Origin of the sequence: Acidiphilium multivorum AIU301 (assembly GCF_000202835.1) — a bacterium.
Taxonomy (GTDB): domain Bacteria; phylum Pseudomonadota; class Alphaproteobacteria; order Acetobacterales; family Acetobacteraceae; genus Acidiphilium; species Acidiphilium multivorum.
Genome location: NC_015186.1, coordinates 2,784,703 through 2,805,578 on the forward strand (window position 1 = coordinate 2,784,703; position 20,876 = coordinate 2,805,578).

Here is a 20,876-nt window from a genome sequence, read left to right on the forward strand (position 1 = left end):
TCCTCAGCCCACGGAGCCTTCGAGAGACACGGCGAGCAGCTTCTGCGCCTCGACCGCGAACTCCATCGGCAATTCCTTCAAAACGTCCCGGCAGAACCCGTTGACCAGCAGCCCCACCGCGTCCTCTTCCGAAAGCCCGCGCGAGCGGCAGTAGAACAGCTGGTCATCGGCGATCTTCGAGGTTGTCGCCTCGTGCTCCACCTTGGCGGTGCGGTTGCGACTCTCGATATAGGGCACCGTATGCGCGCCGCAGCGATCGCCGATCAGCAGGCTGTCGCACTGGGTGAAGTTCCGCGCATTCGTCGCCCGCGGCATGATCCGCACCAGGCCGCGATAGGTGTTGTTCGAGCGTCCGGCCGAAATCCCCTTGGAGACGATCGTGCTCGTCGTGTTCGGCGCCAGATGGATCATCTTGGTGCCGGTATCGGCCTGCTGGAAATTGTTCGTCACCGCCACCGAGTAGAACTCGCCGGTCGAGCCCTCGCCCTGCAGGATGCAGGAGGGATATTTCCAGGTGATCGCCGAGCCGGTTTCCACCTGGGTCCAGGAAATCTTCGAGTTCCGCCCCCGGCAGGCGCCGCGCTTGGTCACGAAGTTATAGATGCCGCCGCGCCCCTCGGCATCGCCCGGATACCAGTTCTGCACGGTCGAATACTTGATCGTCGCCTCGTCGAGCGCCACGAGCTCGACCACCGCGGCGTGAAGCTGGTTCTCGTCGCGCATCGGCGCCGTGCAGCCCTCGAGATACGACACGCTGGCCCCAGCCTCGGCGACGATCAGTGTGCGCTCGAACTGGCCGGTGTTGCGGGCGTTGATGCGGAAATAGGTCGAAAGCTCCATCGGGCAGCGCACGCCCTTCGGCACGAAGACGAAGCTGCCATCGGAAAACACCGCCGAGTTCAGCGCCGCGTAATAGTTGTCGCCCGCCGGCACGACGCTGCCGAGATATTTCCGTACCAGATCGGGATGCTCGCGCACCGCCTCGGAAATCGAGCAGAAGATCACCCCGGCCTTGGCCAGCGACTCGCGGAACGTGGTCGCGACCGAAACGCTGTCGAACACGGCATCGACGGCGATTCCCGCCAGCGCCGCGCGCTCGTTCAGCGGAATGCCGAGCTTCTCGTACATCGCGAGAAGTTCGGGATCGACCTCGTCCAGCGACTTCGGCGCCGGCTTCTTCGGCGCCGCGTAATAATGCAGGTCCTGATAGTCGATTTTCGGATGGCGGATGCGCGCCCAAGCCGGGTCTTCCATGGAGAGCCAGGCGCGATAGGCCTTGAGCCGCCATTCGAGCAGCCATTCCGGCTCACCCTTCTTCGCCGAGATGAGCCGGACGATGTCCTCGTTCAGCCCCTTGGGCGCGAACTCCATCTCGATATTGGTCTCGAAGCCGAACTTGTAGCCGCCGCCGGATATCCGGTCGACGGTCTCGATCGTCTCGTTCACGGCAGGCATGGAAACCCCTATTCGACAGTTGACGGCGCGCGCGCCGCGACATCCGATCCTTCGACCCGCAACGCCCTGGGCAATGCGGCCGCCTGCATGTCATCCAGCGAGATCGCGTTGAGCGCATCGCTGATCGCATCGTTCACGACGCCCCAGCGCCCCGCCATCGGGCACAGCGAAGCGCTGTCGCACGATCCGCCGGTGCCTTCGACGCAGGCGGTCAGCGCAATGGGTCCGTCGATCGCCACGATCACATCGGCGATCGGAATCGCGGCGAGCGGCCGCCCGAGCCGATACCCGCCATGCGCGCCACGCTGCGACGACACGAGGCCGGATTGCGCCAATCCCTTCAGCACCTTCGCCACGGTCGGCTCCGGGATGCCGGTTCCGGCGGCGATCGAGGGCGCGGTCTCGACGCATCCAGCCTGGGCCAGACGCACCAGAACCACCACGGCGTAGTCGGTCAGTCGTGACAATCTCAACATGGCTCACCCGATTGCGGACAATGCAGGTCCTGTTTCCGCACATGGGCTATCGGGCAGCGCCCGTCAAGGCCGGTTGCGGGATGGCGCCCACGCGAATCGGCCGCGTGCGCGGGGCAGCCGATCAGCCCGCCCCGAGCAGGCGCTCCACCGCCGGCACGAGCGCCGCCGTTTCGTCGATCGACACCGTCGCTTCCGCGCGCCCATACCCCCAACGGACGAAGATGGACGCCACGCCCAGCCCGTCCGCGGTGGCGATGTCGTTGTGGTGGTCGCCGACCATCACCGCCGCATCCTTGCCGACCGCCATTGCCTCGAGCACCGCGCCGAGATGGCGGGGGTCGGGCTTGCGGAACGTGGTGGCGTCGCCGCCGATCAGGACCGGGAAGAAGCGATCGAGGTCCAGCGCCGCCAGCACCTTGCGCGCCGAGGCCTCCGGCTTGTTGGTGCACATCCCCAGGCTGTAGCCGCGCGCGGCCAACGTGCCGAGCGCCTCGGCGATGCCCGGATAGGGCTCGGTCAGGTCGGTCACATGGGCCTCGTAATCGGCGAGGAAGATGGCCTCGTCCTCGTCATCCGGCGTCATTCCGCGGGCTTCATAGCCCCGTTTCAGCAACATTTTCGCGCCATCGCCGACCATCGGCGCCACCTCTTCCCGAGGGACCGGCGCCATGCCATGGCGCGCGAGGGAGCGATTCAGCGCTGCCGCGAGATCCGGCAGGCTGTCGATGACCGTGCCGTCCAGATCGAAAACAACACCGCGTGCAGCATTCATGACACACTCCGAAATCCTATTTGATGGCCGGACACTTTACAGGCGCGGCTGGCCAGGGCTACCGCTTCGCTCATGCACAATACCGCCGTGATTCTTGCCGCCGGCCTCGGCACCCGCATGAAGTCGAGCCGACCCAAGGTGTTGCACCACATCGCCGGCCGGCCGATGCTCGCCCATCTCCTCGCCGCCTGCAAGACGGCCTTCGCGGCCACCGTGGTCGTCACCGGGCCGGACATGGACGAGGTCGCCCGCGCCGCCGCCCCGCACCCGACCGTGATCCAGCGCGAGCGCCTCGGCACCGCCCATGCCGCCCTCGCCGCCGCGGACCATTTCGGCGCCGGCGCCGTCACCCTCGTCTATGGCGACAATCCGCTGGTCACCGGCCCGACTCTCCAGCGCCTCGGCGCGCGGCTCGGCGCGGGGGATGCGGCGCTGGTGCTGCTCGGCACCCGCCCGCCGGAACCCGGCGCCTTCGGCCGCATCATCGGGCCCGCCGGCTTCGCCGAACGCATCGTCGAATTCGCCGACGCGACCGAGGCCGAGCGCGCGATCGGCCTGTGCAATGTCGGCGGCTTCTCCGCCGCCGCCGCCGACATGCGCCGCTGGCTCGGGAGCATCGGCAACGACAACGCGAAAGGCGAATACTACCTGACGGACCTCGTCGCCGTCGCCCGCGCCGAAGGTGCCTCCGTCGCCGTGGTCGAGGCGCCGTGGGACGAATGCCGGGGCGTGAATTCCCGCGCCGAGCTCGCCGCCGCCGAGGCGGCGATGCAGTCCCGCCTGCGCGCCGCCGCCCTCGCCGCCGGGGTGACGATGACCGCCCCCGAAACCGTCTTCCTCGCCGCCGACACGGCACTCGCCGCCGATGTCACGATCGAGCCGCATGTCGTCTTCGGCCCCGGCGTGACGGTCGGGCCGGATGTCACGATCCGCGCCTTCTCCCATCTCGAGGGCTGCGCCATCTCCGCCGGCGCCATCATCGGCCCCTATGCGCGGCTACGCCCGGGCAGCGACATCGGCGCCGGCGCCCATGTCGGCAATTTCGTCGAGCTCAAGGCCGCCCGCCTCGGTGCCGGCGCCAAGGCCAACCACCTGACCTATCTCGGCGATGCCGAAATCGGTCCGCGCGCCAATATCGGCGCCGGCACCATCACCTGCAATTACGACGGCTTCGCCAAGCACCGCACCACGATCGGCGCCGACGCCTTCATCGGCTCGGACGTCGCCCTCATCGCCCCTGTTTCGGTGGGCGACCGCGCGATCATCGCCGCCGGCAGCGTCATCACCGACCCGGTAGCGGCGGATGCGCTGGCGCTCGCGCGCGGCCGGCAGGTCGAAAAACCCGGCCGCGCGGCCGAACTGCGCATGACGAAGGGAAAACGCTGATGTGCGGCATTGTCGGACTGATCGGGCGGAACGACGCCGCTCCCCTGCTGCTCGACGGTCTCTCCCGCCTCGCCTATCGCGGCTATGACAGCGCCGGCATCGCCACCCTGGTCGAGGGCGCGATCACCCGCCGCCGGGCCGAGGGCAAGCTCGCCAACCTCGCCGCCAGCCTCGCCGCGGCACCGCTCGCCGGCACCACCGGCATCGGCCACACCCGCTGGGCGACGCATGGCGCGCCCACCGAAGGCAACGCCCATCCGCACGGCACCGCCCGCGTCGCCGTCGTGCATAACGGCATCATCGAGAACCATGCCGAACTGCGCGCCGAGCTCGAAGCCGCCGGCCAGGTCTTCTCCACCGAGACCGACACCGAAACCGTTGCCCAGCTCGTCGATCTTCATCTCGCCCGCGGCCTCGCCCCGGTCGAGGCCGCCGCCGCCGCCTTCGCCCGGCTCGAAGGCGCCTATGCGCTGGCGCTGATCTTCGCCGGTCATCCCGAGCTGATCATCGGCGCGCAGCGCGGCGCCCCGCTCGCGGTCGGCTTCGGCGAGGAGGAGATGTATCTCGGCTCCGATGCCCTTGCCCTCGCGCCGCTGACCCGCCGCATCGCCTATCTCGACGATGGCGACTGGGTGATCGTCTCGCGCAGCGGTGCCGAATTCCGCGACGCCGCGAACAACCCGGTCGCCCGCGAGGTCAAGCTGACCCGCCTGACCGGCGCGTCCATCGGCAAGGGCAATTTCCGCCATTTCATGGAAAAGGAGCTGCACGAGAACCCCGCGATCATCGGCGACACACTGAACCGCATGATCGACCCGGCAACCCGCCTGCCGGTCCTGCCGGACCTCGCGGTCGACCTCGCCGCCATTCCGCGCATCAGCCTCTCGGCCTGCGGCTCGGCCTACTATGCCGGTCTGACGGCGCGTTACTGGCTGGAGGAGATCGCGCGGATTCCGATGGATGCCGATGTAGCCAGCGAGTTCCGCTACCGCGAGCCACCGCTCGACCCCGCGGGGCTCGGCCTCGTCATCAGCCAGTCCGGCGAAACCGCCGATACCATGGCGGCGCTGCGCTACATGAAGCGCCAGGGCTGCAAGGTGATGTCGGTGGTCAACGTGCCGGAAAGCACGATGGCGCGCGAGAGCGACCTGATGCTGGAAACCATCGCCGGCCCGGAAATCAGTGTTGCCAGCACCAAGGCCTTTACCGCACAGCTCGCCGTGCTCGCCGGCTTCACCCTCGCCCTCGCCCGCGCCCGCGACGCGCGGAGCGATGCGGAAATCGCGCCGCTGGTCGCCGCCTTGATGGAGCTTCCCGGCAAGATGGCCCAGCTCCTTGCCGATGATACGGAGATCCGCGCCCTTGCCGAAGACATCCGCGATGCGCGCGACGTGCTGTTCTTCGGCCGCGGCTCGATGATGCCGATCGCCCTCGAAGGCGCGCTGAAGCTGAAGGAACTGAGCTATATCCACGCCGAAGGATACCCCGCCGGCGAAATGAAGCACGGGCCGATCGCGCTGATCGATCCCTCGGTGCCGGTCATCGCCGTGCTGCCTTCCGGCCCGCTCTTCGAAAAGACTGCGTCCAACCTGCAGGAAGCCGCGGCACGCGGTGGACGGATCATACTGTTCAGCGACAAGGCCGGCGCCGCCCGCCTCGCTGGCATCGCGAACCGGACCATCATCATCACCGAGTGCGATCCGTTCGTCGCGCCCATTCTCTACGCGATCCCGGTTCAGCTTCTCGCCTACCATGTCGCCGTCCTCAAGGGCACCGATGTCGATCAGCCTCGTAATCTTGCGAAATCGGTAACCGTCGAATAATCAATCATCGGGACGAATTTTAGTTGTCGAAGGATAATGAAATTGTGAACCAGATAATAAAGATGTATTCCAGATCATGGAGATTTATCCTCGGGTGTTTTTCGACCGGATTGAATTGATGGGCGATTCCAGCTTGCGCAGAATTCTGATCCAGAATCCGTACTGGTGAAGGTGGTCGGCATGGATGGCAGGGTCTGACTCAAATTCCCTGCAGATGTGGTCATGCGGGCACCATGAACCGTGCCTTGAGCAAATCGATCTTGGCGCGGCCGTACATCTGGCACTTTATGGATTTGAGGCGTGTAATTTTGCCTTCGACCTGACCGCTGGCCCATGGCGACGAGACAGCGGCGGCGCGTGGTCCGTTCGCTGACCATGCGCAGCGGCCTGTAAAGCCTGATGCCTTCAGGCGCCGCCAGAGTTCGGAACCAACCCTGCATCCTGCGTTCCACTCGGCCTCGAGCGTGAGCGACCAGGCATCGAGCGCGCTCTGACGCTGCCGGAATGTATCGTGGCGCTGGCCGCTCAGGATCTTGCGGAACGTCTGGCACGACGCGCCGGTGGTGCGCGCCATCGTCTTGATCGGCACGCCTCGCCCGGCAAGATCCACAATCTGTCGGTTGAGTGCCTGGCGAAGCTGAGTGCCATCCCACTGGATATGCTCGGCGCGGGTCAGGGTCGCGGGATGACCGGCCGCGCGGGTGCGGGCGTACGGCGCAGGCACTGCATCTCGGATCGAACCGCGCAAGCACACCGCAGACGCATTCTCGAACATGTGCCAGCGCTCGGCTACCTGACGCGCCTGGGGCGCCGCTGCGGTGGCGGCAGCGCCATAGCCAGGGCCGCGATCACGGGGCAGATGATCTCGACCTGCGGGCTCTGCTCAAGCCAGGCGGTCACGGTCTCGCGCCACCTGTCCGTCAACAGGTCGATGACCTGACGACTTCGAGATCGACGACGATGCCGCCGTCGCTATCCCCGCGGCGCCAGGAGAAGTCGTCGATACCGATCACCCGCGCGGGCGGCGGTGGCTCTGTCAGCGGATCACCCCGCACACCAGCGCATTGCAGCGCCCGACCCACCGACCGTACCGGCGGCCAAATGCGGGTGCTAACAGCTCGCTGAGCGTTTGCCGCCGGCAAGAGGCGTGTCCGCACCGAAACGTCGTATCAATAGCCGAAGCTGGACCGCGCTCCCACTGACGGGCATTTCCGAGAGCATGCGATCGCGCCGGCTGTGGCAGGATGTCGACGGCGTGCCGTAGTCCGGACACGTTGCCTGCGAAGCGGACAGCCGGCCCGACATCTGCACAACACCGCCAACGAGCATCTTGCGCTCCACGATCAAGCCCGGCAGCGACAGGCTGCTGTCCCACGTCTTTATACCCACCGACCTTTTCCTCCAGGCCATCTGGTAGCAGAAGTGGGCAGACCACAGATCAATCCCCTCAAGGCCGCACGGCGTTTGGTTCAGACCCAGAACTGGGCGCCGAAATCGAAGGCGAAGCCCTCGCGGCGGCGAGGCCGGGTGGGTATCGGGCAGGCCGGTAGAGCATCATCCGCGCCGCCGGTCTATTGCCGGGAGATCAGCCGCGCCGGATCGCGAAGACGCAGGCGGGGTGGCCGGCGGCGCGGCAGGCGGTTTCGCGCACGACAAGGTGGCGGTCGACCAGCGCCTGGAACAGCACCTCGAAGGTGCCGGCGTGAAAGTCGCAGCCGGGACCGGCCGCGCCGGGCACCGCGATAGGGTTTGCCGCGAGGAACAGGCGCAGCCCGCCGCGCCAGGCGGCATCGAGCCCGTCCGGCATGCCGAAAGTCCAGGCGTGGCGGCGGATCGCCGCGACCAGCAGGCGGGCGGCGAGCGGCGCCGGGGCGGCGCGGAGCGCGAGGCGGACCGGGCGCGGAATCCGGTGCGCGAGGAGATAGCGCCCGGTCGCCTCGCCCGCCGCGCGCAGCACCGCCCCGCCCGGCCCGGCGCCGAGGCAGGCGCGCACCGCGCGGTGCAGCCCCAGCACCTCCGCCGCTGGGACCATCGCGGCGGGCGGATGGGCGAGATGGGGATCGGCGCCAGCCACGCGCGCGACCCTGGCAACGCAGGCTGGCCCGCCGGCGGCGGCGAGGGCGGCGAAGACCTGGAGGATCGCGTTCGGCCCGATGCGCGGCCCCGACGGATTGTCGAGCGCGGTCAGGGTGGTGGTTCCGCAGGGCTGGGCGCCTTGCTTGGGTGCCGCTTGTTGTCATGCATGGTGCGCCATTCGACCTGTTCCGCGCCGGCCCTGCTTCGCGCGCCGTCGAAATGGAAATCGACCTTGCGCTTCGATTGCGGCCCCCAGTAGCCGACCCGGCCGAGATCGTAGAATTTCCGCTCGAAGCCGGATTTCATGAACGCCTTGAGGCAGCCGAGCAGGTAGCGCCGCCGCGCGCCGGAGCCGGCCCAGGGGTAGGAGAAGAACGCCTTGCGCATGTAGAAGCGGCGGTAATTGTGCATCACCCGGTCGAGCAGTTCGGCGCGGTCCATTGCCGCGGGGCGGATGATCGGGGTGACGAAATTGTATTTCTCGTAGTCGAACACCTCGACCTTGTCGGCCAGGTCGCGGAACAGGTCGGAGAAGGGCCAGGGCGTGTACATCGACCAGTTGGCGAGATCGGGCGCCCAGTCGCGCGCCATGCGGTAGGTTTCCTCCAGCGTTTCGCGTGTTTCGTTCTCCAGCCCGACGATGAACTGCGCCTCGACCACGATGCCGGCGGCGCGCAGCAGGGCGATCGCCTTGCGGTTCTGCTCGATCGTGGTTTCCTTGTTGAAACGGTCGAGCTTCATCTGGGCGGCGGCCTCGGTGCCGAGGGAGACGTGGATGAGCCCGGCGCGGCGGTAGAGCGGCAGCAGCGCCTCGTCGCGCAGGATGTCGGTGACGCGGGTGTTGATGCCCCAGAGCAGGCCGACATCGCGTGCGATCAGCTCCTCGCAGAAGGCGACGAATTTCTTCCGGTTGATCGTCGGTTCCTCGTCGGCGAGGATGAAGAAGCCGACGCCGTGCTCATCGCGCAGACGCACGATTTCATCGACCACTTTCGAGGGATCGCGGTAGCGGTAGTCGCGCCAGAATTTCCATTGCGAGCAGAACGAGCAGGTGAAGGGGCAGCCGCGCGCCATGTTCGGGATGGCCACACGGGTGCCGAGCGGGATGTAGCGGTAGCGGTCCCAGTCGAGGATGCTCCAGTCGGGGGCGAGGGCGTCGAGATCCTTGACGGTGGGGGCGGCTTCGGTTGCGACGACCTTGCCCGCCTCGCGGAAGGCGATGCCGCGGATGTCGTGGCGGGTTGCCGCGAAATTCCCCGCCGCCACGGCACGGGCGAGATCGACGATGATCCCTTCGCCCTCGCCGCGGACGATCACGTCGATCCAGGGGGCTTCGGCGAGAACCTGGCCATACATGAAGGTGGCGTGCACGCCGCCGAGAACCGTCAGCGCGCCGGGATGTTCCTCGCGCGCGATCTTGAGCAGGCGCTCGGCCTTGTAGATCGAGGGGGTGATCGCGGTGCTGCCGATGATGTCCGGCCGTTCGGCGCGGAGGATGTCGCGCAGGGCGTCGTCCGACAGGTCGTTGGTCATCGCGTCGATGAAGCGCAGATCGGTGAAGCCGGCGGATTTCAGCGCGCCGGCGATGTAGGCGGCCCAGGCGGGCGGCCAGTTTCCGGCGATTTCGGCGCCGCCCGAATGATAATTCGGATGCAACAGCAGGATCCGCATCCATCCCTCCCGGTGATTTTGATATGTCAGGTTATAGTGACAATTCAAAATGTCACTTTGATCTGCATCAAGGAGGGGTGCCGAGTGATGACGCTTTCAGATGAAGTATATCATTTGATTACATAAAATATGATCATATGGTGTCCATGTCGAAAGATTTGGGACTACGGAATGTTAGTCCTAGGTTCTGGACTCAGCAGACCCATGCCGTGACGGCGAGGACGAGGCATCTAACAGCAAGAACGTCACGTGCGGCTTTGTCCTAGCGTGTGACGATGGCGCGCCGGTCCTTGAGCCTGCAGAAGGCGCACTCGATGAGATTGCCCAATCTGTAGGCGACGGAGTCGAAAGCCGGTATGGCGCGGCGGTTGGGCATCGTCGAGATCACGAGCCTTGTGCCCTGCCGGGTGAGGAAGGCGCGGAGGTCATCGGCGTCGTAGGCCTTGTCGGCGATCAGGTCTTCTGGCGGCGGCATGGTCGGCAGAAGCGATCGGGCGCCGCTGATGTCGGATACCTGTCCCGGCGTCAGGAGGACGGCGGCGATGCGCACCCTGCTCATCCGCGGCGGCGTGGATCCTGGTCGTTCGTCCACCCCTCGATCGGCCGATCGCCGCCCATCGCGTGTCGTTCAGTCAGAAGCGGTCCGCCATGTTCCAAGCCCTGCGTGGAGGCTTGAATCTAACGCTCTGTAGTCACGGAAATGGTACAGAACCTCGAGCATTTTCCGATCCTTCCAGATCGGATGTAATGCTCGATTGTATTGATAAAGATGCTCTAACCGAACCCGGTGCCGCGAAAGCGGCGCTCGACCGCGTGGCGCGCCAGCTCCTTTACATCGGCAAGCCCGAGTTTGCCGCGGATCCGCGTGCAGTTGTTGGCGATCGTCTTGTAGCTCACCCCCATCGCATCGGCGATCTGGCCGATCGAATTGCCCATGCCGAGCAGATGGACGATCTCCGCCTGGCGCGGCGAGAGCGTGGCGTCGACCTCAGGCTCTCGGGACGGCTTCTGGCCAGCGCGCGCGAGGACATCCGGATCTGAACACCGTCACCACCAGCATCGCACCGGCATGGCCTCGGCGTGTCGAACTCTATCTTGGTGAGAGAGAGTTGCGGACCGACATCGTCGTGCAGGTCACGGCAAGGTCGACCCGCTCTTCCTCCTGAATCCGGTCCATCTGATCCTGAGCTGGCGTGCCTCGGCCGCGCGTGCCGCGAGGCCGCGCACCAGACCGTTGAAGGCGGCGACCAACGAGCGCCGTTCACGCGGGCCGGCGGTGCGGCCGGCGCGCAGATCGGCGATGCCGCTTGCCAGCTTGGCGAGCGGCGCCAGGATCCAGCCGATCAGCCGCCAGCCCAGCAGCAGGGAGGCGCCAACGAAGAGAACGACGAACAGCGTGTCATCCGAGATGTTGGCTCACACCTCGGATGTCTCGTCGCGCGCCGAGAGATCCAGCACGATGATGTCGTGGGCTCCCGCAGTCGCGACGCCGCGAGTTCCCGGCGCGCGGAATCGTAAAGCATGGCGCGGATGTTGCGCGAGCCGTCGAAGATATGCACGAGGCCGCGCAGAACGCCGTTGCGATCCGGCCGGTCGCGCAACAGCCGGAAATCGTTCAGAACGGTTGCTTTCGCGACCTCCTGCGCCGCGTTCAGCTCGGCATGCACATGCCGTCATCCGTTCCAGATGACGACGGCGCCAAGCGTGACCAGGATGATGCCGAACATGACCCGCATGCGCAGCGACATGAAAGTTGCCGCGCATGACCTCGCCGGCACGGGGCGCGTCAAATCCGGCAGTCTTGCCGGGGCGGCGGCATCGGCGTCAGGTCCCTCCGTGGAAGGCTTGCACCGCCGCCGAGGCGCCCTGCGCGATGAAGGCGGCATCCGAGCCGACGGTGACGAGATCGAAACCCGCATCGACCATCTTGCGCGCATAGGCGGCCGAGCCCGTATGCACCGCGGCACGCTTGCCGTGGTGTTTGGCGCGGGCGAGGATATGCAGGATCGCGTCGTGAACGGGAGAGTCCACCGGATCGAACCGCGGCGCCTCGCCGAGCGACAGCGCGAGATCGCTCGGGCCGATATAGACCGCGTCGAGTTCCGGAAGCGAGACGATGTCGTCGATCGCCTCAAGCGCCGCGCGGGTCTCGATCATCGCGAAGCCTGTCACCATGTCGTTGGCGCGCTGGGCATAGTCGGCGCCATGGATCAGCGCGGCGCGGATCGGGCCGTAGCTGCGCCGGCCGCGCGGCGCGTAGCGCAGGCAGGAGACGAAGGCTTCGGCCTCGGCGCGGGAATTGATCATCGGGCAGATCACGCCGAGCGCGCCGGCGTCGATCGACTTCATGACGATGCCGGGCTCGAACCAGGGCACCCGCACCATCGGGATCACCCCGGTCGTCGTGATCGCGGTGAGCATCCGAACCGCGTCGCCATACTCGATCAGCCCATGCTGCATGTCGACCGTCAGGCTGTCCCAGCCCTGACGCGCCATGAGTTCGGTGGCGAACCCGGCCGGAACCGACAGCCAGCCGTTCAGCACGGCACGGCCCGACTCCCAGATTTGCTTGAATGTCATCCGCTCCTCCGCTCGATGAGCAGGCAGAATTCCACACTCGCGCGGCGGAGACAAACTGGGGTAGCGCCGCTGCCCGGTGGCGTCGGCATGCGCCGGTGCCTATATCGAAGGCATGAAAATCCTCGTCACCGGGTTCGAGCCGTTCGGCGGCGACAGCGTCAATCCCTCCGCCCTGCTCGTCGAGCGACTTGCCGCGGAACCTGTCGCCGGCACCGAGACCCGCCGGCACGTCCTGCCCTGCGCGTTCACGCCGCTCGAAAGCGCCCTGCGCGAGGCGATGACGGACTGGGCGCCCGACGTGGTGATTGGTTTCGGCCTCGCCACCGGACGATCGGGCATCAGCATCGAGCGGGTGGCCATCAACCTGGTCGACGCGCGCATTCCCGACAATGACGGCAATGCGCCGATCGACGAGCCTGTCGCCTTCGACGGCCCCGCGGCGTATTTCAGCACTCTGCCCGTCAAGGGCGCGCTGCAGGCGGTGCGCGCGGCCGACATACCCGTCGCCGTCTCGCATACCGCGGGCACCTTCGTGTGCAACGCCACCTTCTATCTCGCGCAGCACATCGCGGAGACAATGGCCCGGCCGGCTCTGGTCGGGTTCGTGCATGTGCCCTGCTTGCCGGATATGCCCGCCGCCCAGGACGGCGCCGCATCCCTGCCACTCGATCGGATGATCGCGGCAGGCCGCGCCGTGATCAAAGCGTGTCTCGATGGCAACACCGGACCGCGAATTAGCGGCGGAACGATTGCATAGATTGCGATTTCCGCAACATTTGGCTACAAAATCATGGTGTTGCCGATCTGACACAAAAAAATCCCCGCCGGCGGACCGGCGGGGAAGTCAACAGGGAGGCTTCACGTCTGGGAGACGTCGGGATCCGAAGATCCCTATCCGGTCGGTCAGGACCGGATCACTCGCGGCATCTCTGCCGAACTCTCGACCGGAGCAACCGGCCTGTCTGTCACATAAGACGGCACAGACGGGAATAAAGGGTTCACTCTGTGAACCCGCCATGAATTTATCGCATAACCTGCATAAGTCGCCTTTCGTCAGATCGCGCCCGCAAATTCGGCGAGTTCCCCGTTGAACCGTTCAGCAAATTCGTATTGTGGCGTGTGACCGCATTCCGGATACAGAGACAACCGTCCCTCAGGGACGGTTGCGGCAATATGCTCGGCCATCGACGGCAGAACAATCGCATCCTCATCCCCCTGGGTGATCAGCACCGGACGGTCGAGTTCGGCCAATGTCCTTGTGAAATCGAGCGTCCGCATCAGCAGGAAGGCGCGGATCGCGGGTGGCGTGAGCGCGAACGCGACCAGCGCGCGCTCGGCATCGGCCGGCGGCAGCGGGCGATGCGTGGTGGCGTGGATCACGCTGCGCGCCCCCTCGATCATCACGGCGGGATCGTCGCTGGCCGCCATCAAGGCCCCCTCGATGAAGCGGCGACCGATATTGACGGGCGGGTTCGACGAAATCACGGCGGCACCCACGAAGTTTACAGCGCTCACATTCTTGGTGCCATGGCGGGCCAGATAATCGCCGATCACGTAGCCACCATAGCTCGCGCCCACCAGAACCGGCCGCCTGAGCCCGAGCGCGATCATCACCGCCGCGATATCGTCGGCCCAGTGGGCGCTGGTCTGGTACATCGCGGGATCGAGCGGTTTGTCGGAAAACCCGTGCCCGCGCAGGTCGATGCAGACCAGGCGGAACCGCTCGCGTAGCGCGCTGTCGAACTGCGACCGCCATGCAAGGTAGCAGGACGACCAGCCATGGATGAACAGGATGGGTTGCGCGTGCTCGCTCCCCCATTCCCGCACATGCAATCCGACACCGCCCGAGCCCATCACCCGATGGACCCGGCCGGCCTCGTGCTCGATCATCCCGCTCACTTCGGCGCCGGTCAATCAGGCCATCCGGTTGCGGACAAGATCGTCGACCACCGCCGGGTCGGCGAGGGTCGAGGTATCACCCAGGCTGTCGGTCTCGTTCGCGGCGATCTTGCGCAGGATTCGGCGCATGATCTTGCCCGAGCGCGTCTTGGGCAGGCCGGGCGCCCACTGGATCGCATCCGGCGCGGCGATCGGGCCGATTTCCTTGCGGACCCACATCACCAGTTCCTTGCGCAGTTCCTCGGTCGGCTCCTCGCCGGCGACGAGCGTCACATAGGCGTAGATGCCCTGTCCCTTGATGTCGTGCGGGAAGCCCACCACCGCGGCCTCGGCCACCTTGGCGTGCGCGACCAGCGCGCTCTCGACCTCGGCCGTGCCCATCCGGTGGCCGGAGACGTTTATGACGTCGTCCACCCGGCCGGTGATCCAGTAATATCCATCCTCGTCGCGGCGGGCGCCGTCGCCGGAGAAGTAGAAGCCCCGGAAGGTCGAGAAATAGGTCTGGATGAACCGCTCGTGATCGCCGTAAACCGTCCGCATCTGGCCGGGCCAGCTGTCGGCGAGGCAGAGATTGCCTTCAGTCGCCCCTTCCAGGACGTTGCCGTCGCCATCGACCAGAACCGGCTTCACGCCGGGCAGCGGCAGCGTCGCCGAGCCTGGCTTCTGGTCGATCGCGCCGGGCAGCGCCGAGATCAGGATGCCGCCGGTTTCGGTCTGCCACCAGGTATCGACGATCGGGCAGCGCTGGTCGCCGACGACGCGATAGTACCAGAGCCAGGCTTCGGGATTGATCGGCTCGCCGACCGAACCCAGCACCCGCAGCGAGGCGCGCGAGGTCTTTTTCACCGGCCCCTCGCCGTCGCGCATCAGCGCGCGGATCGCGGTCGGGGCGGTGTAGAAGATGTTGACCTTGTGCTTGTCCACCACCTGCCAGAAGCGGCTGGTGTCGGGGTAGTTCGGAATCCCCTCGAACATCAGCGTGGTGGCGCCGTTGGCGAGCGGACCATAGACGATATAGGTATGGCCGGTCACCCAGCCGACATCGGCGGTGCACCAGTAGACCTCGCCGTCATGGTAATCGAACACATACTGGTGGGTGAAGCTCGCCCAGACCATGTAACCACCGGTCGTGTGCAGCACGCCCTTGGGCTTGCCGGTGGAGCCGGAGGTGTAGAGGATGAAGAGCGGGTCCTCGGCATTCATCGGCTCGGGGGGGCAGTCGAGCGGCATGGTCGCCGCCGCCTCGTGATACCAGACGTCGCGGCCGTCCTGCATGTCGACCTGGCCGCCGGTCGCCTTCACCACGACAACCTTCTTCAGCATCGGGCAGGATTTCGCCGCGGCATCGACATTGGCCTTCAGCGGCACCTTGCGGCCGCCGCGACGGCCTTCATCGGCGGTGATCAGGACCGAGCTGTCGCAATCCTGGATGCGGTTGGCGAGGCTGTCCGGCGAGAACCCGCCGAACACCACGGAATGAACCGCGCCGATGCGCGCGCAGGCGAGGATCGCCACCGCCGCCTCGACGATCATCGGCATGTAGACGGTGACGCGGTCGCCCTTCCGCACGCCGAGCGACTTCAGCACATTCGCCATGCGGCACACTTCGGCGTGCAACTCGCGATAGGTCACATGCTTCTGTTCGCCGGGATCGTCACCTTCCCAGATGATCGCAACCTGGTCGCCGCGGGTGGCGAGATGCCGGTCGAGACAGTTGGCCGATGCGTTCAGCACGCCGTCCTCGAACCACTTGATCGAGACATTGCCGGTGAAGGTGACGTTCTTGATGCGGGTCGGCGGCGTCATCCAGGTGATGCGCTTGGATTCCTCGGCCCAGAACGCCTCGGGATTTTCCGCCGCGCGGCGCGCCATGTCGCCGTATCTCGCACGATCGACAAGCGCGTTAGCGGCGATCTCCGGCTTCACGGGAATGGTTTCGGGCTGCGACATGCCTGGTTCCTCCTTAAATTTCTTTCGAGTATGGCAAGTTTCCCTGAAATCTGAAAGTGCTGCGGTGCAAAAACCGCAGCGCCGTTACCCCGCCATCAGCGCGGCCTCCATCGCGGCGACAGCGCTCATGTTCACGAGGCCGCGGGCGGTCACGCTCGGGATCGCGATATGTAGCGGCTTCGACAAGCCGAGCAGGAACGGGCCGACCGTCACCGCCTCGCCAGCGGCCTTGAGCAGGTTGAAGCCGATATTCGCCGCGTCGATCGAGGGCATCACCAGCAGGTTGGCCGAGCCGGTCAGCCGGCTGTCGCACACCGCGCGGGCGCGGATCGGTTCGAACAGTGCCGCGTCGGCGTGCATCTCGCCATCGACCTCGAGTTCCGGATCCTGCGCGTGGATCAGCGCCAGCGCCCGGCGCATCTTGCGCGCGGAGGCCGAGTTCGACGCCCCGAAATTCGAATGCGACAGCAGCGCCACCTTCGGCGTGATCCCGAAATGCGAGACCATTCCCGCCGCCAGATGGGTCATCTCGGCGATGTCCTCCGACGAGGGGTCCTCGTTCACATGCGTGTCGCAGAAGAAGAGGTTGCCGCTCTGCAGGATCAGCGCCGTCATCGCCGATACCCGCTTGATCCCAGGCTTGCGCGGAATGATCGGCATCGCGTAGCGGAACTGGCGCGACCAGTCGCCGAGCCCGCCGCAGATCGCCGCATCCGCCTCGCCGGCGGCGAGCAGCATCCCGGCGGCCACGGTCGGCCGGCGCGAGAGCTGGCGCTGCGCCGCATCCGGCGGCACGCCGCGGCGGTTGACGATGTGCTGGTACGTCTCCAGCAGCCGGCGGAACAGCCCCTGCTCGCGCTCGAAATCGACGATGCGGAAATCCTGCTCCGGCTTCATCCGCAGGCCGAGTGCGGCGATCCGCTGCATGATCGCCGCGGTGCGGCCGACCAGCAGCGGCGTGCCCATCCGATCGTCGATCACGCTCTGGGCGGCGCGCAGCGTGCGCTCGTCCTCGCCCTCGCCATAGACGATCCGCACCTTCGCCGAGCGCGCGACCTCGATCACCGGGCGCAGCAGCAGGCCCGAGCGGAACACGAGGCGTTCGAGATCGTGCTGGTAGACGTCGAAATCCGCGATCGGCCGGCGCGCCACTCCTTCATCCATCGCCGCCCGCGCCACGGCAGGGGCGATGTGCAGGATCAACCGCGGATCGAACGGCTTCGGAATGATGTAGTCCCGCCCGAATACCGGGGCGACGCCGCCATAGGCCGCCGCCACCGTCTCGGAGGCCTCGATCCGCGTCAGCTCCGCGATGGCGGTGACGGCGGCGAGCTTCATCCCTTCGGTGATGGCGGTCGCCCCCACATCCAGCGCGCCGCGGAAGATGAAGGGAAAGCACAGCACGTTGTTGACCTGGTTCGGAAAATCCGACCGCCCGGTGCAGACGATCGCATCCGGCCGGTGTTCCGCCACCAGCTCGGGGCGGATTTCCGGCTCCGGGTTGGCCAGCGCGAGGATCAGCGGGTTGGCGGCGAACTTGTCCAGCCATTCCGGCTTCAGCACGCCGGGGGCGGACAGGCCGAGGAAGATGTCCGCCCCGTCCAGCACTTCCGGCAGGGTCCGCGCCGCAGTGTCGCGGGCGAAGGGCTCCAGCGTCTCGTTCAGGTTCGGCCGGCCCTTGTAGATCACCCCCTCGATATCGGTCATCACGATGTTCTCGGGGTTGGCACCGAGCGCGATCAGGATGCGCACGCAGGAAATCGCCGCCGCCCCCGCGCCGGAGGTGACGATCCTGACATCGTCGATCGTCTTGCCCTGCACGATCATCGCGTTCTGCACGGCGGCGCCGACGATGATGGCGGTGCCGTGCTGGTCGTCGTGGAACACGGGGATGTTCATCCGCTCGCGCAGCGTCTGCTCGATGCGGAAACATTCCGGCGCCTTGATGTCCTCGAGATTGATGCCGCCGAAGCTCGGCTCCAGCGCCGCCACCACCTCGATGAACCGGTCCGGGTCCGGCTGGTCGACCTCGATGTCGAACGTGTCGATCCCGGCGAATTTCTTGAACAGGACGGCCTTGCCCTCCATCACCGGCTTGGAGGCGAGCGCGCCGATATTGCCGAGGCCGAGCACCGCCGTGCCGTTGGTGATCACCGCGACGAGATTGCCGCGCGTCGTGTAGTCATAAGCGGTATCGGGATCGTCCTTGATGGCGAGGCAGGCCGCCGCCACGCCAGGAGAATAGGCCAGCGCCAGGTCGCGCGAGGTTTCCATGCGCTTGGTCGGCGTGATCGCGAGTTTGCCCGGCCGCGGATGGCGGTGGTAATCGAGTGCGGCCTTGCGAAGCGTTTCATCCATATCCGGTGCCCCCCTGAGTGGAGCAAGAATGCGCGATCAGGGCGGCCCGGACAACCGGGCTTTCACATGGCAGGATAGCGATGACGAATTTGTCAGCAGGCGAAATGACCTCGCCCGGTGCGAGCCCGGCGTCCCGGCTCGGAAATCTGGTGCGGTCGAGAAGACTCGAACTTCCACAGGGTTTCCCCCACAAGCACCTCAAGCTTGCGCGTCTACCATTCCGCCACGACCGCCTCGTAGCGGGAGCGCTATAGCCGATGGATCGCGCGGTATCAACAACCACGAATGCGGTCGAATGGGCAAAAGCGCCCGGATTGACCGATTATCCCTCTGCGCTGGCGGAAATGCAGGCCCGCGCGGCGGCGATCCGGGCGGGAGAGGAGGCGGAGCGGGTCTGGCTGGTCGAGCATCCGCCGCTTTACACGGCGGGAACCTCGGCGCGGGACGCCGATCTGCTGCACCCCGGCGATGCGCAGGTTTTCCGCAGCGGGCGCGGGGGGCAATGGACCTATCATGGCCCCGGGCAGCGCGTGGCCTATGTCATGCTCGACCTCTCCCGGCCGCACGGCCGCGTTCCGGCGCGGGATGTGCGCGGGTTCGTCGCCGGGCTCGAAGCCTGGCTGATCGACACGCTGGCCGGGTTCGGCGTGCGTGGCGAATTGCGCGAGGGGCGCGTCGGCATCTGGGTGGCCAACCCGTTGGGCGGCGAATCGAAGATCGCGGCGATCGGCGTGCGGGTGTCGCGCTGGGTCAGCTATCATGGGATCGCGCTGAATGTCGCGCCAGACCTGGGGCGATTCGGCGGCATCGTGCCCTGCGGCATCAGCGAGCATGGCGTGACGTCGCTGGCGGCACTCGGCGTCACCGCGACGCTGGATGCGGTCGATGCGGCGCTGGCCCGGTCATTCGAGCGGGTCTTCGACGCGGCGCCGCAGCCGGTTTGAGGTTTCAGCCGGCGATGGTCAGCACCGGACTGCGACGGAAGGCCGAGGCCAGGCGGCGGGCCATCCCGATCAGCCGCCAGGGCGCGAGCGCCATGAGCACCAGCAGGAACACCGCGCCCGCCACGCTCGCGCCCAGCACGAGTTGCGACAGCAGCCCGATGCCGGGCGCCACCGCATGCAGGAACGCGGCGGTCGCGAGGCGGGCGGCGACGAGGGCGGTAATCGGCGCGCCCATCAGCCGCAGCAGCGGCCAGCCCGACTGGCCGATCCCGATCGACAGCGCCGGCAGCAGCAGCAGCGCGACGACCAGGCCGCGGGCGGACAGCGCCCAGGCGAGCGGCACGAGCCCGTAGGGTGCGGCGAACCAGGCGGCGAGCCCGATGGTGCCGGCATTCAACGCCGCAAAGATCGACACCAGCCCCGGCCGGCGCAGGGCGGTGAGCATCGGCTTGACGAAGGCGTAGATCGTCGAGGCCGGCACGATCAGGCTGAGCGCCGCGAACACCGGCGCCGCGCTGGCCCAGCGCGCGCCGAACATCAGCACCACAAGGGGGTGTGCGACGGCACCGCTGACGGCGGCGGCGGCCAGCGAGAGGATCGCCAGCGTATCCATCAGCGCCGAGGCAACGGCATACCGCCGTTCCTGGTCGTCGCGCACGGCCACGAACACGGGGAGAAAAACCTTGCTCGCCGGCAGGATCGCCAGTTCCTGCAGCACTTCGGCGAGGCGCTGGGCAATGCGGAACTGCCCCACGGCAAACACCGGCACGCGCATACCGACCAGCACGACATAGCCGGTATGGGCGAGATAATCGACGAACGCTGCCCCCATCATCGGCAGGTTGAAGCGCAGCGCCGCGGCGAGAGCGTCCCATCGCGGCGGCCGAGGCGGATGCCAACGGGCGGCGATCGATGCCGCGACCGAATAGAAGCCGATCCCGACCATCCTCTGCACGACAAGGGCCGCCAGCCCGTAGCCATGGAAGACGAGTTCCAGCGCCACCGCGCCGCCCAGCATCGTGCTGCCCAGCGACATCAGGCTGAGCGCGCGAAACCGGAACGCCTGGGCGAGCCTTGCCGCCGGCACGATGAGGAACGCGCCAAGAAGGATGTTGAGCGACAACGCCCGCATGACCCAGCCAAGCGCCGATGCCTGATAATACCGGGCAATCGGTCCGGCAATGGCGAAAAGCAATCCGGTGACAACGAGCGCAAGGAGCATCTGCGCCCAGAACGCCCCCGCCTCCACGGTCCGGTCTCCGGGGGCGGCCACAACCTGCTCACCCGCGCCGCCTGCCGTGACCATGCGCGCAAGTTCGGAAATCGCAGACGCCAACGCGACGATTCCGACATCCTGCACCGAGACGTGGCGGAGCAGCACGACAAGGATGGCGAATCCGAAACTCCGCTCGCCAAGGACGGTGAGCAGGTTCCACGCCGTGCTCCTTGCCGCGCCGCGCTGAAGACTCATACCCGCCACCGGCGA

The 20,876-nt window shown here is 66.7% G+C and carries 18 protein-coding genes and 1 tRNA gene; 5 read left to right on the forward strand and 14 right to left on the reverse strand.

The window, feature by feature from the left end:
• Positions 1-3: 3 nt before the first annotated feature.
• The 3 genes from sufB to gph form a co-directional block, all read right to left on the reverse strand.
• Positions 4-1,455, reverse strand: coding sequence for a Fe-S cluster assembly protein SufB (gene sufB / locus ACMV_RS12560; RefSeq protein WP_007422813.1), 1,452 nt, complete (start codon positions 1,453-1,455; stop codon positions 4-6).
• 8 nt (positions 1,456-1,463) lie between these two features.
• The gene (locus ACMV_RS12565) at positions 1,464-1,931 is read right to left on the reverse strand and encodes an SUF system Fe-S cluster assembly regulator (RefSeq protein WP_007422812.1); all 468 of its coding nucleotides are present in this window, start codon (positions 1,929-1,931) and stop codon (positions 1,464-1,466) included.
• Between the two features lie 121 nt (positions 1,932-2,052).
• Entirely contained in the window at positions 2,053-2,703 is a 651-nt protein-coding gene (gph, locus tag ACMV_RS12570) for a phosphoglycolate phosphatase (protein WP_012039927.1), read from the reverse strand.
• A 72-nt stretch (positions 2,704-2,775) separates the two neighbouring features.
• Here gph and glmU point away from each other — a divergent pair, with 72 nt between their 5' ends.
• Entirely contained in the window at positions 2,776-4,089 is a 1,314-nt protein-coding gene (gene glmU, locus ACMV_RS12575) for a bifunctional UDP-N-acetylglucosamine diphosphorylase/glucosamine-1-phosphate N-acetyltransferase GlmU (protein ID WP_013640645.1), read from the forward strand.
• Positions 4,089-5,912, forward strand: coding sequence for a glutamine--fructose-6-phosphate transaminase (isomerizing) (gene glmS / locus ACMV_RS12580; protein ID WP_013640646.1), 1,824 nt, complete (start codon positions 4,089-4,091; stop codon positions 5,910-5,912). The genes glmU and glmS overlap by 1 nt, the downstream gene beginning before the upstream one ends.
• 220 nt (positions 5,913-6,132) lie before the next feature.
• On the opposite strand, the gene ACMV_RS12585 is transcribed toward glmS, so the two are convergent.
• From ACMV_RS12585 to ACMV_RS19950, 5 genes are all read right to left on the reverse strand, one after another.
• Positions 6,133-6,687 carry a transposase gene (locus tag ACMV_RS12585; RefSeq protein ID WP_148360995.1) on the reverse strand — a complete coding sequence of 185 codons (555 nt, stop codon included), beginning with the start codon at positions 6,685-6,687 and terminating at the stop codon, positions 6,133-6,135.
• Positions 6,688-7,497: 810 nt separating this feature from the next.
• Positions 7,498-8,100 carry a bacteriochlorophyll 4-vinyl reductase gene (gene bchJ / locus ACMV_RS12590; RefSeq protein WP_331429019.1) on the reverse strand — a complete coding sequence of 201 codons (603 nt, stop codon included), beginning with the start codon at positions 8,098-8,100 and terminating at the stop codon, positions 7,498-7,500.
• Positions 8,097-9,659, reverse strand: a complete 1,563-nt coding sequence (bchE, locus tag ACMV_RS12595) for a magnesium-protoporphyrin IX monomethyl ester anaerobic oxidative cyclase (protein WP_013640649.1) — start codon at positions 9,657-9,659, stop codon at positions 8,097-8,099. Before bchE ends, bchJ begins: the two co-directional genes overlap by 4 nt.
• A gap of 262 nt (positions 9,660-9,921) precedes the next feature.
• Positions 9,922-10,218 (reverse strand): transposase, encoded by a 297-nt coding sequence (locus tag ACMV_RS12600; RefSeq protein WP_081479251.1) that lies wholly within the window; start codon positions 10,216-10,218, stop codon positions 9,922-9,924.
• Between the two features lie 215 nt (positions 10,219-10,433).
• Positions 10,434-10,595 (reverse strand): LuxR C-terminal-related transcriptional regulator, encoded by a 162-nt coding sequence (locus ACMV_RS19950; protein WP_013640651.1) that lies wholly within the window; start codon positions 10,593-10,595, stop codon positions 10,434-10,436.
• A 617-nt stretch (positions 10,596-11,212) separates the two neighbouring features.
• On the opposite strand from ACMV_RS19950, the gene ACMV_RS12605 reads away from it, so the two are divergent.
• Positions 11,213-11,425: a hypothetical protein gene (locus ACMV_RS12605; protein ID WP_041665081.1), complete on the forward strand. Its 213-nt coding sequence runs from the start codon at positions 11,213-11,215 to the stop codon at positions 11,423-11,425.
• A gap of 58 nt (positions 11,426-11,483) precedes the next feature.
• Here the strand turns inward: ACMV_RS12605 and ACMV_RS12610 are convergent, their stop codons facing one another.
• Positions 11,484-12,239 carry an HpcH/HpaI aldolase family protein gene (locus ACMV_RS12610; protein WP_013640652.1) on the reverse strand — a complete coding sequence of 252 codons (756 nt, stop codon included), beginning with the start codon at positions 12,237-12,239 and terminating at the stop codon, positions 11,484-11,486.
• Between the two features lie 112 nt (positions 12,240-12,351).
• Here ACMV_RS12610 and pcp point away from each other — a divergent pair, with 112 nt between their 5' ends.
• A complete protein-coding gene (pcp, locus tag ACMV_RS12615; protein WP_231844405.1) occupies positions 12,352-12,996 on the forward strand; it encodes a pyroglutamyl-peptidase I in 645 nt (214 codons plus the stop codon).
• A 296-nt stretch (positions 12,997-13,292) separates the two neighbouring features.
• On the opposite strand, the gene ACMV_RS12620 is transcribed toward pcp, so the two are convergent.
• The 4 genes from ACMV_RS12620 to ACMV_RS12635 all read right to left on the reverse strand — a co-directional run bounded on the left by ACMV_RS12620 (position 13,293) and on the right by ACMV_RS12635 (position 18,679).
• Positions 13,293-14,153 (reverse strand): alpha/beta fold hydrolase, encoded by an 861-nt coding sequence (locus ACMV_RS12620; RefSeq protein ID WP_013640654.1) that lies wholly within the window; start codon positions 14,151-14,153, stop codon positions 13,293-13,295.
• Positions 14,154-16,088 carry an acetate--CoA ligase gene (gene acs, locus ACMV_RS12625; RefSeq protein WP_013640655.1) on the reverse strand — a complete coding sequence of 645 codons (1,935 nt, stop codon included), beginning with the start codon at positions 16,086-16,088 and terminating at the stop codon, positions 14,154-14,156.
• A gap of 84 nt (positions 16,089-16,172) precedes the next feature.
• Positions 16,173-18,446, reverse strand: coding sequence for an NADP-dependent malic enzyme (locus ACMV_RS12630; protein ID WP_012039939.1), 2,274 nt, complete (start codon positions 18,444-18,446; stop codon positions 16,173-16,175).
• 147 nt (positions 18,447-18,593) lie between these two features.
• Positions 18,594-18,679, reverse strand: a tRNA-Leu gene (locus ACMV_RS12635).
• 24 nt (positions 18,680-18,703) lie between these two features.
• Between ACMV_RS12635 and lipB the strand changes: the two genes are divergently transcribed.
• Positions 18,704-19,390, forward strand: a complete 687-nt coding sequence (gene lipB, locus ACMV_RS12640; RefSeq protein WP_013640656.1) for a lipoyl(octanoyl) transferase LipB — start codon at positions 18,704-18,706, stop codon at positions 19,388-19,390.
• 4 nt (positions 19,391-19,394) lie between these two features.
• Here the strand turns inward: lipB and ACMV_RS12645 are convergent, their stop codons facing one another.
• On the reverse strand, positions 19,395-20,861 hold the full coding sequence (locus ACMV_RS12645) for an oligosaccharide flippase family protein (protein ID WP_012039941.1): 1,467 nt from the start codon (positions 20,859-20,861) through the stop codon (positions 19,395-19,397).
• Positions 20,862-20,876 lie beyond the last annotated feature (15 nt).